This is a genomic window from Amycolatopsis xylanica (assembly GCF_900107045.1).
Lineage (GTDB): Bacteria > Actinomycetota > Actinomycetes > Mycobacteriales > Pseudonocardiaceae > Amycolatopsis > Amycolatopsis xylanica.
The window spans coordinates 151,752-164,334 of record NZ_FNON01000008.1 but is presented as its reverse complement, the minus strand read 5'-3'; the positions used below and the strand labels follow the sequence as shown (position 1 = coordinate 164,334).

Here is a 12,583-nt window from a genome sequence, read left to right as displayed (position 1 = left end):
AGCAAGGCGGCGAACTCAGCCGATGGGCGTCCGCAACGCCGCGTTCAGGCGCGGGTAGAGATCACGGACCGGCTGGTGGCTGTGCCATCTGGCCAGCGTGCGGGTGAGGCGGCGCAGGTCGACGCGGATGGTCGCCGAGTCGACCACCTCCGCGCTGTCGAGCACCCGGTGCGCGAGCGTGCACGCGTGATCGATCTCGCCAGCCGACGCGTACGCCAGCGCCCGGCGCGCGCCGAACCGGGCGTGCGTGCGGCGCGCGGAGTCGGGGATCGCGTTGAGCTGCGCGTCGAGCAGGTCACCGGCCTGCTGCGGGCGGCCGAGGTCGTGCAGGCACCAGCCGGCGACCATGGCCTGCAGCCGGGTGCTCGTCACCGACGCGGAGCCGGTCACCACGCCGTCCTTGCTCTTGTCCGCAGAGTCGGCGAGCAGCTGCTGCGCCAGGTCGAGCGAGCGCTGGGTCTGGTCGTAGTCGCAGGCCAGCGCGTGCCCCTGGGCCTCGCGCAGCGCGGCGAGGCCGCGGATGCGGGCGGGGGTGCGCGGGTCGGAGCCCGCCTGCCGCGCGAGCCCGATGGTGCTCGCGGCGTCGTCCTGGTACAGCGTGATCAGCGCCTGCCTGATCAGCGCGTACGTGCTCAGCTCGGTGTCGCCCGCGGCGTTGGCCATGTCGACCGCCGACCGCGTCCACCAGAGCGCGCCGCGGTCGTCGCCAGCCTCCTGGGTCATCCAGCCCGCGTACTCGGCGTAGCGCGCGGCCAGCTGCAGCAGCTCCGCGCGCGACCGGCTGTCGGCGCCCGTGGCCAGCCCGCGCAGGGTGTGCGTCTGCGCGATCACCGTCGGGAGCACCACACTCGGGCCGGTGATCTGGCCGAGCTGTCTCGTCTGCTCGAACAGCGCCTTGAAGGCGACGATCGTGCTGTCCTGCCGCGCGGCGGCGGCACTGCTCTGCGACCCGAGCGTCAGCCCGAGCAGCGAGGCCGCGCCCACGGCCAGCGCCTCACGGCGCCGCATCGGCACCAGCCTGCTCGACCCGTCCGGTTCCATGGTCATCACCCACACCTCGTTGTCAGGCTCACTGTCAGGCTCAGAGGTGGCCATCGCGGGTGGATCGGACGGGGTGGCTTCCTTGGGTACCAGCGCGACGAGCGCTCCGCCCGCCTCCAACGCCGCGTCGCAGCGTCGGGCGAGGTCGAGCGTCGCCGGCTTCTCCCCGGTCTCGATCCGGCCGAGATAGCCCTTGCTGTAGTGCACTCGCTGGGCGAAGGTCGCCAGGGAGAACCCCGCGTCCGTCCGCCGACGCCGCAGCTCAACGCCGAAAGTGGCGGGCTGTTCAGTCATGTGCACTCCGTGCCTCGACCGGATCACTTGCGCTGGGAGCGTCGCGTCCGGGGTCTTCGGCATCAGCCGCACGTGACCATGGCGACGTCTCCACCTCCGCCAGGTTACCGATCACGGTGCCGGGCACCTAGGGATCGGGACCGGGGTGCGTGCGCGGCTGCATGCAACTGAGTTTGAGGGCGTTGCGCCATCCGGTCGCCCCGTCGCCCGGCTCCTGTCGCCCGAGGCGACGGGCAACCCGTCCACAAGGGCAGCCCATCGGGGCATGCTGAACGTGCGCCAGCGAGAACACCCGGCCCGCCCGTAGTGAGCCGGAGGGAGAGCCGGTCGCGGCAGCAAGGCCGAACTGGGGGTGCCCTGCTGCCGCGACCGGCTACGAAGACCGGTGCACGGCCTCCTTGTTCAGCACGATGCGCGTTTCCCCGCAGAGACAACGCTGGTAGACGACCCAGCCTTCGCTGGTCAAATGGCTCGAGGTGGTGACCCATGTATGTGAAGCAGCCATGGTCTCAGGATGCTGTAATGGTCCTATGCGGCTGAACCCTTACGGAGAAGATCCGGTCCGGCTTGCGACGAGCCTCACAACGTCGCCGCCGCTGACCGCCGAAGAACTGACCGCCCGCTGCGTCGGGGCGGGCGTGGTGCTGGAGCAGGCGGCGACCGCCGACGACCTCGCGGAGGTGAACGTCTTCCTCGGCCGCTGGCTGCGGGTCGTCGAGGCCTCGAACCCGCAGGCCAGGGCCGCGCTGCTCAACGAGCTGCTGGCCGAGTCGTCGGCGTACCCTCGCTTGACCGACCACGCGGGCGACGGCTGGCACATCCACTACCGCGACTACGGCCTCCCGGTCGCGCGCCTGCTCCGCGCGCTGATCAGCGTCGGGACCGCGTTGCACCTGACCGGCCGCGGCATGCACCGGCTCAGCCGCTGCGAGCTGACCGAGTGCCGCAACCCCTTCGCCGACTTCAGCCGGGGCGGGCAGCAGCGCTACTGCTCGCCCACCTGCGCGAACCGCGACGCGGTCCGTCGTCACCGAGCTAAGCGCGCCCTCGCCTCGTAGTGGTCGTGAGTGGTGCGGCCGGTTCTAACCGGCCGGAACACTCACGACCCCCTGGGCTGGGGGAGGACGGGTGCGCTGGGCCGGATGAAGGCTCCCTTCATACAGCTGGACTTGTATGAAGGGAGCCTTCATCCAGCTATGCGGGATGAGGGGAGCCTTCATCCGGCTGGGCTTGGATGAGGGGCGCCTTCATCTAGCCAGGCGGGATGAGGGGAGCCTTCATCCGGCTGGGCTTGGATGAGGGGCGCCTTCATCTAGCCAGGCGTGATGAAGGGAGCCTTCATACAGTCGGACCTGGATGAAGGGAGCCTTCATCCAGCAGACCTGAGTGAGGGCCTCCCTCACCCAGGGCGGCCGAGTGAGGGCCTCCCTCACCAATTGCGGTTTGGTGAGGGCCTCCTTCACCAAGCTATCCGTGGTGAGGGAGGCCCTCACTGACCCCAAGGCTCGGGCGACCCCAGACGCCGGGCGAACCCAAGGCTCGGGCGGACCCAGCTCTCGGGCGAGCCCAGACCCCGGCCGGACCCAGGCTCGCGCGACCCCGGGATAAAGCCCGCTTTATCCCGCGGAGAAAAGCAGGCTTTATCCCGCGGGTTACCGCGCGACCCCGGGCGTCACCGCTTGCGCGGGCGGGCGACCAGGACCGTGCCCTGGTCGCCGATGGCGTGCGGGCGCCGCTCGAAGTGCCGCCGGATCACCGGCTTGACCGCGCGCCGCAGCTCCGCGCCCGCGGGGTGACCCTCGAACCAGAAGTTGACCAGCGTCTCCGCCGCCGCGTGGACGCGTGCTTCGGGGTCCGGCTCGGGGAAGCGCAGCGACGCCTCCGTCCGGTACAGCGTGAAGTCGCCGAAGCCCTCCCCGGCGAGGATGCCAGCCGCGACCGCGAGCAGGTGACCCTGGTGGTCGTGCGGCTCGCCCGCGAGCGGCACGCAGGCCTGGTTCAGGATGCTCACCAGCTCGTTGTCCGGGGCCCCGCCGATCAGCACGATTTTCGCGGCCGGATGGCGCGGGTCGCACACCCGCGCCATCTCGCGGACCGCGCGCTCCAGATCGTCGACATACGGCAGGATCCAGGTCGCGATCACCGCGTCGAACGTCCCGTCGGTGAACGGGAGCGATTCCGCGCGGCCCGGCAGGATCTCGATCGTGCCGGTGCCGCCTGCCTCGGCGTACTCGTTGAGCGCGGCGACGCGTTCGGAGTGCGGCTCGACGGTCGTGCAGTGTCCTAATTGGACGGCGACGGCGCGGGTGAGCTCGCCGGTGCCGCCGCCGACGTCGAGCACCCGCTCGTTGGCCGCGGTCGCCGAGCAGACCAGTGAGGTCTCCTCGCCGCGTTCGAGCCTGCTGGTGAAGTCGAGCCAGCCGAGATGGCCGAGCCGGTGCGGGCCCCGGTAGCGGGCGGGCATGAATTCGGCGGGTCCGCACAGCGGATGCGCGCGCACCGCGGCGGCGTCGAGGCCGGAGACGGTGGACAAGGTCATGACGGTTCCTCTCAGCGGCGGGCGTGGGCGGGGGCGAGCGCGAGCACCTGGGCGCGCAGGCACGGGTCGGTGGTGAACTCGCCGGTCAGGTGCGTGGTGACCATGACCGCGCCGTGCGCCTCGGCGCCGCGCAGCGTCAGGCAGGCGTGCTCGGAGCGGATCAGGCAGGCCGCGGCATCCGAGGAGAGCTCGGTGGTGAGCGCCTCGACCACCTGCTCGCCGAGCCGCTCCTGCACTTGCGGCCGCGCCGCGTACCCCTGCAGCACGCGCGCGAGCTTGGACAGCCCGACGATGCGCCCGCCCGGCGAGGGCCGGTACGCGACCGTCGCCCGGCCGAGGAACGGCAGCACGTGGTGCTCGCACACGGCCACGAACGGCACGTCGACCGCGGCGATGATGCCCTGGCTTGCCGACTCCGCGGGGAACTGCACCCGCAGATGCCGGGCCGGATCCTGCCGCAGCCCGCTGGTCAGCTCCGCGAGCGCCTTGACGAACCGGTGCGGGGTCCGCGCGGTCGACGTGGTCTCGCAGTCGATGCCCAGCGCCTCGAACATGGCGCGCGCGTGCCCGGCCGCCTCGGCCAGCGCGTTCTCGTGCCACGGATCTTCGAGCGCGGTGTTCGGCATGGTCAGTGTCATCGGGACTCCTTGAACTCGGCGGCGTTGACATGGGTCTCGCTCACGGAGACCCGCGAGACGAACGCGCCGGGCGCGTGGTCGAGGCTGCCCAGCGCGTCGCCGACGACCCTGGCCAGCAGCTCGGCGACGGCCTCGACCGTCGGGTAGGCGAGGTCTTCGGCGAACCGTTCGGCGGGGTCGGGATCCCCGGCGCCGAAGCGGAACACCTTGCTCTTGTGCTCCAGGAGCAGGCAGGCGAGCGGATCGGCCGCGCCGAGCATGGCGCCGTGGTCGAGATGGGTGTCGATCCAGTCGCGCACCCGGCGCTTGAGATCACCGAACTCGACCACCGTCCCGGCGGTCAGCGACGGCGCGGACACCGTCGCTTCCATCCACCACGAATGCCCGTGCAGGTTGAGACACTTGCCCGCCAGGTGCGGCAGCCGGTGCGCGGTCTCGAAATTGTGCCGGACCAGCACGGTGTGCGTGCCCATCACGCGATCCCGAGATACTTGTGCGTCTGCAGCGAGAGATGCCACAGCGGATGCTCCAGGCAGTAGCGGACCGCGGCGCGCGTGTTGGCCTCGGCGTCGGGCCCGTCCATCGGCTGGAGCCGGAACGAGTCGAACTTCAGGTGCTCGAACTGCTCGGGTTCACCGTTTTCCTGCGGGTAGACGAGTTTCAGCTCGTCGCCGCGTTCGACCAGCAGCCGCGAACCCAGCTTCGGGCTGACGCACAGCCAGTCGATGCCGTCCGGCGGAGCCTGCGTGCCGTTGGTCTCGACGGAGATCTCGAAACCCTTGGCGTGCAAGGCGTCGATGGCCGCGGTGTCGAGCTGCAGCAGCGGCTCACCCCCAGTGCAGACGACGAACCGCTGCTCGTGGGACTCGGATGGCCACAGGCTCTCGACGGCTTCGGCGAGCGCTTCCGGAGTGCGGAATTTACCGCCGTTCTCGCCGTCCGTGCCGACGAAGTCGGTATCGCAGAACTGGCAGATCGCGCGATGCCGGTCCTTTTCGAGGCCGGTCCACAGGTTGCAGCGTGAGAACCGGCAGAACACCGCGGGCCGTCCCGCGTGCCTGCCTTCTCCTTGCAGCGTATAAAAGATCTCCTTGATGTGATAGGTCATGCCGACACACCCTGATAGCGCACCGGATCGGGCACACCGGCTTCGGTGAAACCTTTGAGCCGCAGCACACAGGTGTCACACTGGCCGCAGGCGCGCCCCTCGTCGTCGGGGTCGTAGCAGCTCGAAGTCAGCGAATAGTCGACGCCGAGCCGGGTCCCGGTACGGATGATGTCCGCTTTGGACAGTCGCAGCAGTGGCGCGTGCACCTTGATCGGGCTCTCGCCCTCGACCGCGGACTTGGTCGCGAGATTGGCCATCGTCTCGTAAGCGGCGAGATACTCGGGACGGCAGTCGGGATAGCCGCTGTAGTCCACGGCCGTGACCCCGGTGAAGATGTCCCGCGCGCCCGTGACCTCGGCATACGCGAGCGCGAAGGAAAGGAAGATCGTATTGCGTGCCGGAACGTACGAACTCGGGATTCCCTCGTTCATTTCCGCTTCCGTCCGGCCCTTGAGCACCTCGATATCATCGGTCAGCGCGGAGCCGCCGAACACCCGCAGATCGATGTCGGCGATGATGTGCCGTTCCACGCCCTGATGCTCGGCTACCCGCTGCGCGGCGGTCAGCTCAACGGAATGCCTTTGCCCGTAACGAAAACTCAACACGTACGGCGCGAAGCCCTGGTCCTTCGCGATGGCCAAGGTGGTGGTCGAGTCGAGGCCGCCGCTGAGCAGCACGATCGCAGGTTTCGACATGATGATTCACCGGTTCCTTTGCTGGGGGAGCGACAGTCGAGCGCGGACTATCAACACAAAGTCCGACGGTAGTACCGAATTCGTAAAATCGTGACTTTCCGCCACCGTTGTCTGTCAACTGCCTCGCCCGTACCGAGAAACAGCTTTGGTCCCAAACGACTTGCGACGCGGCGTAATCGCTGGTGGTGCCCGGTTTGCTTGATCGACATCCCGACTGTCGACAAAGGACGGTGACAAACCGGACGGTTGGAACGGGAATTATCCGGTAACGCCCCGTGGTTACCCGCGCTTCTCGCGACCTGCGATCCCGCTCGCACACTAAGGGGTCGTGAGTGTTCCGGCCGGTTCTAACCGGCCTAAACACTCACGACCCCTGAAAAGGAATTGACGGTTCGGAGCGGGGCTGGCGATGATGGGCGCACAACGTCGAGCGAGGAGCAGGTCATGTGGGCACAACAGCAGCAGCTTGGTCACCTGCTTCGAGGCAGGCTCTTGCTGTGACGTGATTCCTCGTCAAGCCCAAGAGCCGCCCGCCGGAAAACCGGTCAGGCGGCTTTTTTGGTGCGTCGGCGAGCGGTTCTAGCCCAATTGGCAGAGGCGTCCGGTCGAGGGCCGGTCCAGTCGGGGTTCGAGTCCCCGGAACCGCACCATTCCCGGTTGGTGTAATAGGCAGCACGGCGGATTTTGGATCCGCTCGTCCAGGTTCGAGCCCTGGACCGGGAGCCTGTCACAGCACGGTGTCGACCGTGATGTGGGGAGCCAGCGCGCGCAGGAAATCGGGCGCGTCGAACAACTCCCCGGCCGAAGCGACGCCGCTCACCCGGTTCTGCCCGGCGAGAATCCGCCGCACCGCCTCGACCGCGAGTGGGGCGGTGACCGCGTAAATGTCCTGGCCGCGCGCGACGATCCGGCGTTCTTCGCCGCCCGAGCGCACGATCACGTCGACCAGGAAGGTCTGCGAAGACCGGCCGAGGTCGTCGACCGCGACCGGCGCCGTGCTGTCCGGGGCCAGCAGATCCTTCGCCGCCTCGGCCGCCATGTAGGTGCGTACCTCGGAAACCTTCACATGGCTGGGAATCGTGACGACATCGGCCATCGTGAACTCGCCGATGACGTCGCGTTCGCCCAGCGGCGCCGGGAATTCCCACTTCATCGCCGAGCCGCCGTCGTCGGTGTACTCCAGCCGGCCGCCGGCGAACCGGACGTGCTTGCCGCCGCGCCGGTCCCGGGACACCTTGCCGGCGGCGAGCGTGCCCGCCGTCGGGTGCCAGCTGCTCAGGCCGTACGCGACGTGCACTTCGTCGGCCGAGGTCCAGTCGCCCAGTGCGGCGGTCGCGAGCAGGTCGCCGAGCCCGCCGTAGAACGCCATCGCTGGGAGCACGACGGTGTTCGCGCCCGTGAACCGGGCGAACGTGTCCGCGTTCGCCTCGATCTCGGCCGCCACGTCGACGTACGGGATACCCGCGCGCAGCGCCGCTTCGATCACCGGCGCGGCCGTGTCGGCGAACGGCCCGGCGGTGTTGATCACGGCCGCCACGCCGGCCAATGCGCGGTCGAGCGAGGCCGGATCGTCGATCGACGCCTGCCGTATCTCGCCTGCCGGAAGCGACGCCAGCTTGCTCGCGTCACGACCCGAAAGCACCGGCACGAACCCGCGTTCGACCAGCTCCGCGACCACGAACCGCCCGGTGTGCCCGTACGCGCCGAACACCGTGACCCGCTGACCCGATTCCATCTTCACTCCCCGGCTGGATCCATCTGCTGAGGACGATCCTGTCCGCATGGGCGCCCGCCGACCAGTGTCCGGAATGCCATCTCCCGTACAATTTCGGACATGAGGACCGTCGCGCTCGCCGCCACCGAGGGCATGCTGCATTTCGAGCTGGCCGTCGCCTCTGAGGTGTTCGGGTCCGATCTGACCCACATCACCGATCCCTGGTACGACTTCACCGTCTGCGGCGCGAAAGCCGTGCGGGTCGGCCGGTTCCTGCTGGAACCCGATCACGGTCTCGACCACCTGCCCGCGGCCGGGACGGTCATCGTGCCCGCGCTGGTCGACGCCGATACCGACCCGCCTGCCGACCTCGTCGACGCCGTCCGCGCGGCCCACGAAGCGGGCGCGCGGATCGTGTCGCTCTGCACGGGCGCGTTCGTGCTGGCCGCCGCCGGACTGCTCGACGGGCTGCGCGCGACCACGCACTGGGCGCACACCGACGCGCTCGCCGAGCGGTATCCGCGGGTCGAGGTCGACCCGGATGTCCTCTACGTCGACAACGGCACCGTCCTCACCGCCGCTGGCAAGGCCGCCGCACTGGACCTCTGCCTGCATCTCGTCCGCACCGACCACGGCTCGGCGATCGCCAACGCGGTCGCCCGGCGGCTGGTCGTGCCGCCGCACCGCGCGGGTGGGCAGGCCCAGTTCGTCACCACGCCGGTGCCGCCTCAGGACGACCGGCCGCTCGCCGCCCTCTTCCCGTGGGTGGCGCAGCGGCTCGACCAGCCGCTCACCGTCGAGGATCTGGCCCGCCAGGCGAACATGAGCTCACGCAACCTCGGCCGTCACTTCCGCTCGGCGACCGGCACCACCCCGCTCCAATGGCTGCTCACCCAGCGGATCCGCCGGGCCCAGGAGCTGCTGGAGACCACCGACGAGAGCGTCGACGCCATCGCGGAGGCGGCGGGCATGGGCACCGCCACCACGTTGCGGCGGCACTTCCACCGCACGGTCGGCGTGCCGCCGGACACCTATCGCCGCACCTTCCGCAGCTGACCCCGGGACGGTTTCCCGGCTTTGCCCGGCCGTCCTCCCTGTCGCCTGGGTGCGCCCGCCCGCCAGCCTGAGGCGAGCTGATCGCGATCAGGGGAGGACTGAGCGGTGACCGAAAAATCTGTGAACCGGCGGAGCGCGCTGCGGCTGGGTGTCGGGGGCGCGGTGTTCGCCGGAGCGGCGGTGACCGGGCTGATCGATCCCGGCATGGCGCTCGCGAACACCGACCTCGCCGCGCACCGGCGCGCCGTCAAGCTCGCCAGCGAGAACGCCGCGCGCAACGGGCTCGTGGTCACGCCGGAGCGCAAGCTCGCCGGCGACGTCGTCTCGCTCGCGCAGTACCAGACCGGCTTCAAGAACCAGGGTTCCCGCGGCACCTGCTACGCGTTCGCGGGCGTCGCGGCCGTCGAAGCGGCCTACAAGCGCAAATACGGCGTCGAGCTGGACCTTTCCGAGCACTACGCGTTCCACATGAACAAGGTCTTCGAGCTTTACGGCGACTACGCGAGCTCGACGACCCCGCACGAGAACAACAGCTCGTATTGGGGCTTCCAGGGCAGTTCGGACATCATCGACCACATCGCGCGGGCTGCGATCCCGGCCGAGTCGTACGCGCCGTACCTCGACGGGGGGCGGATGGACCAGCTCAAGACGGCCACCCCGGCGTGCGGGAACCTCGACTGGAACTCCAGCCAGGAGCAGCTCGACGCGTTCGAGTTCCTGACGGCCAACATCCCCACCGCCGCGCGGGAGAACGCCAAGTACCGCGTCACCCGGTTCGGCGCGGTGCCGTGGAACCCGACGCCCGCCGACATCGAAGCCGTGATCGCGGGCGGCTACGAGCTGGTGGCCGACGTGCCGAAACACTGCATCCTGATCGTCGGCTTCGACCGGATCAAACGGGAGTGGCTGGTCAAGAACTCTTGGGGCGAGAACAAGTTCATCACCGTCCCGTACAACGACCAGACCTGGCCGATCCTCGGCGGCCGCTTCGTCCAGGACGTCGCGGACGTCAACGCGTCGCCGCAATGGGACGCGGCCTGGCTGGGCCGCTGGCAGATGGACCACGACGGCTGGCGCGGCGAGCTGGTCATCCGGCGCACCACCGACTTCCGGTCCGGCGCCGGGCAGCCGACCAAGCTGGGCAACTACTACCGCGACGGCCAGCGTCACGACGTCAACGGCTACACCGAGCAGAACGGCCAGATCCTGCACTTCTGGGTGGCCGACGGCACCGGCCGTGTCCAGCCGGGAACCAAGACCGGCCAGGAACACCGGGTTTGCCTGTACAGCTGGGAAAAGGCGTTCGCGGCCGGTTCGCATTCGTGGAACGGCACCCCGTTCGGCACGGTGCTCAGCCGCTCCGGGCTGCCCGGCCGCCCGACCTCGGGCTGGTCGGCCGGTGACTGGATCGGCCAGTGGGACATGAACAGCGACGGCTGGCACGGCAGGCTCCGGATCACCTCCGTCGCGCCGTTCCAGGCCAGCTACGTGCACCAGGACGGCCGCACGCTCGCGGTCAGCGGCGGCGTCGACGGCGCCCATCCGCACATCCTGCCGATCAAGATCGCGTACGCGTCGAACGACCTGCGGCCGTATCAGCTGCTGGCGCACACGTGGGAACGCGATGTCTTCTCCGGCACGCACCAGTGGAGCGGGTTGACGTTCGGCAACCACGGATACCGCGTCTAAGCGCGGGTGACCAGCGCCAGCAGGCCGGTCCGGTTCGTCAGGCCGAGCTTGCGGTAGATCTGCTCAAGATGCTTGTGGACGGTTCGGTGGCTGATCATCAGCACCCGCGCGATCTCCCGGTCCGTCGCGCCGCTCGCGAGGTGCCGCGCGACGTCGCGTTCCCTGGGCGTCAGCGCGGACAGCCGGTCGAGTGCGCGGTCGACCGGCTCGGCGATCCGGGCCGCCATGGCGAGCGCGGCCAGCCGCTTGCCGGTGGTGACGCGCTGCTGGACGTGGGGCGCGAGCAGTTCGACGACGGCACGGTCCCGTCGCGAGAATCCGCGACGGGACCGGTTGAACGTGAGCACGGTGCCGTGGCGGCCGTCGAGCCCGATCACGCAGACGAGCTGGTCGACGATGCCCCTCGGCTGCCAGTGGTCGGCGAACAGCGCGAGCCTGCCGAGTGAACGCCGGTCACCGAGTTCGCTCAGCGCGATCGACGAGCCCAAGGCCAGCTTGCCCGAGCGGTAGGCGCCGAACCCGGGATGCTCGCGCAGCGCCTCGGCGAAACCGGGCGTGCCGAGCAGGTTGTGCTCCGGCCGGTCGGTGGCGGCGTCGACGACCGCGCTCGACCCGTGGTCGGTGACCGCGTAGGACGCCATGTCACAGCCGACGAGCGAGGTGAACCGGGCCAGCGCGTCCTGGCTGAGCTCGCCCGTGATGTCCTCGTTGAGCAGGCGCACCACGTCGAGCGCCTGCCGTAGATCCCGTGCGTCCACAGAGACAGGAGCACGGGATCGGGGCGCCGGATACGTCAGGCGAAGGCGTTCACGCCGGTGCGGTCGGCCGACAGCACCCACAGGCGCGCGGCCTCGGTGGGGTCGAGCGCGTAGTCGCGGACGCCGGCGATGGTGCCGTCGGCGGGCGCTGGCTCGGCGACGTCGCAGTCCTGGAGGTAGAGCCCGCCCATGCCGTCGAGCAGCGGCGAGGTGGCGGCCCACACCTGCGTCGCCGCGCCCTGCTCCGGGGTCTTGGCGTCGCCGACCATGTTGCCTTCGGTGTCCATGAACCCGGCTTCGACCATCTCCCGCAGCTCGAGGTGCCGGATGAGGTTGGTGCGGATCCGGCCGGGGTGCAGCGAGAACGCGCGGATCCCGCGGTCACGGCCGAACTTGTCGAGCTGCACGGCGAACAGGATGTTGGCCGTCTTGGCCTGGCCATAGGCCTGCCACTTGTCGTAGCCGGCCGTGAATTCGATGTCGTCCCAGCGGATGGGGGAGAAGTGGTGGCCGCGCGAGGACACCGAGATGATCCGCGCGCCGTCCGCGACGGCCTCCCAGAGCCGGTTGACCAGCGCGAAGTGGCCGAGGTGGTTGATGCCGAACTGGGCCTCCCAGCCGGGGCCGACCCGCGACTCGGGGCTCGCCATGACGCCCGCGCTGGTGATGATCATGTCGATGCGCCTGCCGGTGGCGAGGAACCGGTCCGCGAAGGTCCGGATGCTCTCGGGATCGCCGAGGTCGAGCTCGTCGATCTCGACGTTTTCGATACCGGCCAGTGCTTCCTCGGCGACCGCGCGGCGGCGGGCTGGCGCCACGACGAACGCGCCCGCGGCGGCCAGCGCCTTGGTCGTCTCGAGCCCGATGCCCGAGTAGCCACCGGTGACGAGGGCGAGCTTGCCGGTCAGGTCGATGCCGTGGAGGACCTCGGTCGCGGTGCTGGTGTCGGTGAAGCCGGAGCCGATCTTGTGCTGTGCGGTGGTCATGGCTTCGACGCTACGACCTGGAGCGCGCTCCAGCGCAAGTTCGCTATGCTCACGGCTCCGCCGCC

The 12,583-nt window shown here is 69.6% G+C and carries 13 protein-coding genes and 2 tRNA genes; 5 read left to right on the top strand and 10 right to left on the bottom strand.

What is annotated here, in order from left to right:
- Positions 1-15: 15 nt before the first annotated feature.
- Together BLV57_RS32340 and BLV57_RS44270 are read right to left on the bottom strand one after the other, a co-directional pair.
- Entirely contained in the window at positions 16-1,335 is a 1,320-nt protein-coding gene (locus tag BLV57_RS32340) for a helix-turn-helix domain-containing protein (RefSeq protein WP_091295451.1), read from the bottom strand.
- A gap of 373 nt (positions 1,336-1,708) precedes the next feature.
- Entirely contained in the window at positions 1,709-1,840 is a 132-nt protein-coding gene (locus tag BLV57_RS44270) for a hypothetical protein (protein WP_281244449.1), read from the bottom strand.
- A 25-nt stretch (positions 1,841-1,865) separates the two neighbouring features.
- Here BLV57_RS44270 and BLV57_RS32335 point away from each other — a divergent pair, with 25 nt between their 5' ends.
- Positions 1,866-2,393: a CGNR zinc finger domain-containing protein gene (locus BLV57_RS32335; RefSeq protein ID WP_091295448.1), complete on the top strand. Its 528-nt coding sequence runs from the start codon at positions 1,866-1,868 to the stop codon at positions 2,391-2,393.
- Positions 2,394-3,007: 614 nt separating this feature from the next.
- Here the strand turns inward: BLV57_RS32335 and BLV57_RS32330 are convergent.
- The 5 genes from BLV57_RS32330 to queC are packed head-to-tail and all read right to left on the bottom strand — an operon-like array spanning position 3,008 to position 6,315.
- Positions 3,008-3,874, bottom strand: a complete 867-nt coding sequence (locus BLV57_RS32330) for a class I SAM-dependent methyltransferase (protein ID WP_091295447.1) — start codon at positions 3,872-3,874, stop codon at positions 3,008-3,010.
- An 11-nt stretch (positions 3,875-3,885) separates the two neighbouring features.
- The gene (folE, locus tag BLV57_RS32325; protein WP_245757613.1) at positions 3,886-4,512 is read right to left on the bottom strand and encodes a GTP cyclohydrolase I; all 627 of its coding nucleotides are present in this window, start codon (positions 4,510-4,512) and stop codon (positions 3,886-3,888) included.
- Positions 4,509-4,985 (bottom strand): 6-pyruvoyl trahydropterin synthase family protein, encoded by a 477-nt coding sequence (locus BLV57_RS32320; protein ID WP_091295444.1) that lies wholly within the window; start codon positions 4,983-4,985, stop codon positions 4,509-4,511. Before BLV57_RS32320 ends, folE begins: the two co-directional genes overlap by 4 nt.
- Positions 4,985-5,620, bottom strand: coding sequence for a 7-carboxy-7-deazaguanine synthase (queE, locus tag BLV57_RS32315; protein WP_091295441.1), 636 nt, complete (start codon positions 5,618-5,620; stop codon positions 4,985-4,987). Before queE ends, BLV57_RS32320 begins: the two co-directional genes overlap by 1 nt.
- Positions 5,617-6,315, bottom strand: a complete 699-nt coding sequence (gene queC / locus BLV57_RS32310; RefSeq protein ID WP_091295440.1) for a 7-cyano-7-deazaguanine synthase QueC — start codon at positions 6,313-6,315, stop codon at positions 5,617-5,619. The genes queE and queC overlap by 4 nt, the downstream gene beginning before the upstream one ends.
- Positions 6,316-6,888: 573 nt before the next feature.
- On the opposite strand from queC, the gene BLV57_RS32305 reads away from it, so the two are divergent.
- Positions 6,889-6,965 (top strand) — tRNA-Leu (locus tag BLV57_RS32305).
- 1 nt (position 6,966) lies between these two features.
- Positions 6,967-7,038: transfer RNA gene (locus tag BLV57_RS32300), tRNA-Gln, on the top strand.
- A 4-nt stretch (positions 7,039-7,042) separates the two neighbouring features.
- Here the strand turns inward: BLV57_RS32300 and BLV57_RS32295 are convergent.
- Positions 7,043-8,050, bottom strand: coding sequence for a saccharopine dehydrogenase family protein (locus BLV57_RS32295; protein ID WP_091296028.1), 1,008 nt, complete (start codon positions 8,048-8,050; stop codon positions 7,043-7,045).
- 99 nt (positions 8,051-8,149) lie between these two features.
- On the opposite strand from BLV57_RS32295, the gene BLV57_RS32290 reads away from it, so the two are divergent.
- Together BLV57_RS32290 and BLV57_RS32285 are read left to right on the top strand one after the other, a co-directional pair.
- Positions 8,150-9,085: a helix-turn-helix domain-containing protein gene (locus BLV57_RS32290; RefSeq protein ID WP_091295437.1), complete on the top strand. Its 936-nt coding sequence runs from the start codon at positions 8,150-8,152 to the stop codon at positions 9,083-9,085.
- Positions 9,086-9,190: 105 nt separating this feature from the next.
- Complete coding sequence (locus tag BLV57_RS32285; RefSeq protein ID WP_143047196.1) at positions 9,191-10,774, top strand: C1 family peptidase; 1,584 nt, start codon at positions 9,191-9,193, stop codon at positions 10,772-10,774.
- Here BLV57_RS32285 and BLV57_RS32280 read toward each other — a convergent pair.
- Both BLV57_RS32280 and BLV57_RS32275 read right to left on the bottom strand, forming a co-directional pair.
- A complete protein-coding gene (locus BLV57_RS32280) occupies positions 10,771-11,532 on the bottom strand; it encodes a helix-turn-helix transcriptional regulator (protein WP_091295433.1) in 762 nt (253 codons plus the stop codon). The genes BLV57_RS32285 and BLV57_RS32280 overlap by 4 nt on opposite strands.
- Positions 11,533-11,567: 35 nt before the next feature.
- A complete protein-coding gene (locus BLV57_RS32275) occupies positions 11,568-12,518 on the bottom strand; it encodes an SDR family NAD(P)-dependent oxidoreductase (protein ID WP_091295431.1) in 951 nt (316 codons plus the stop codon).
- Positions 12,519-12,583 lie beyond the last annotated feature (65 nt).

Bases quoted from the DNA above. Each gene is read 5' to 3' on its own strand.
- BLV57_RS32340 (WP_091295451.1), bottom strand. From the start codon at position 1,335: ATGACTGAACAGCCCGCCACTTTCGGCGTTGAGCTGCGGCGTCGGCGG.
- BLV57_RS44270 (WP_281244449.1), bottom strand. From the start codon at position 1,840: ATGGCTGCTTCACATACATGGGTCACCACCTCGAGCCATTTGACCAGC.
- BLV57_RS32335 (WP_091295448.1), top strand. From the start codon at position 1,866: ATGCGGCTGAACCCTTACGGAGAAGATCCGGTCCGGCTTGCGACGAGC.
- BLV57_RS32330 (WP_091295447.1), bottom strand. From the start codon at position 3,874: ATGACCTTGTCCACCGTCTCCGGCCTCGACGCCGCCGCGGTGCGCGCG.
- folE (WP_245757613.1), bottom strand. From the start codon at position 4,512: ATGACACTGACCATGCCGAACACCGCGCTCGAAGATCCGTGGCACGAG.
- BLV57_RS32320 (WP_091295444.1), bottom strand. From the start codon at position 4,985: ATGGGCACGCACACCGTGCTGGTCCGGCACAATTTCGAGACCGCGCAC.
- queE (WP_091295441.1), bottom strand. From the start codon at position 5,620: ATGACCTATCACATCAAGGAGATCTTTTATACGCTGCAAGGAGAAGGC.
- queC (WP_091295440.1), bottom strand. From the start codon at position 6,315: ATGTCGAAACCTGCGATCGTGCTGCTCAGCGGCGGCCTCGACTCGACC.
- BLV57_RS32295 (WP_091296028.1), bottom strand. From the start codon at position 8,050: ATGGAATCGGGTCAGCGGGTCACGGTGTTCGGCGCGTACGGGCACACC.
- BLV57_RS32290 (WP_091295437.1), top strand. From the start codon at position 8,150: ATGAGGACCGTCGCGCTCGCCGCCACCGAGGGCATGCTGCATTTCGAG.
- BLV57_RS32275 (WP_091295431.1), bottom strand. From the start codon at position 12,518: ATGACCACCGCACAGCACAAGATCGGCTCCGGCTTCACCGACACCAGC.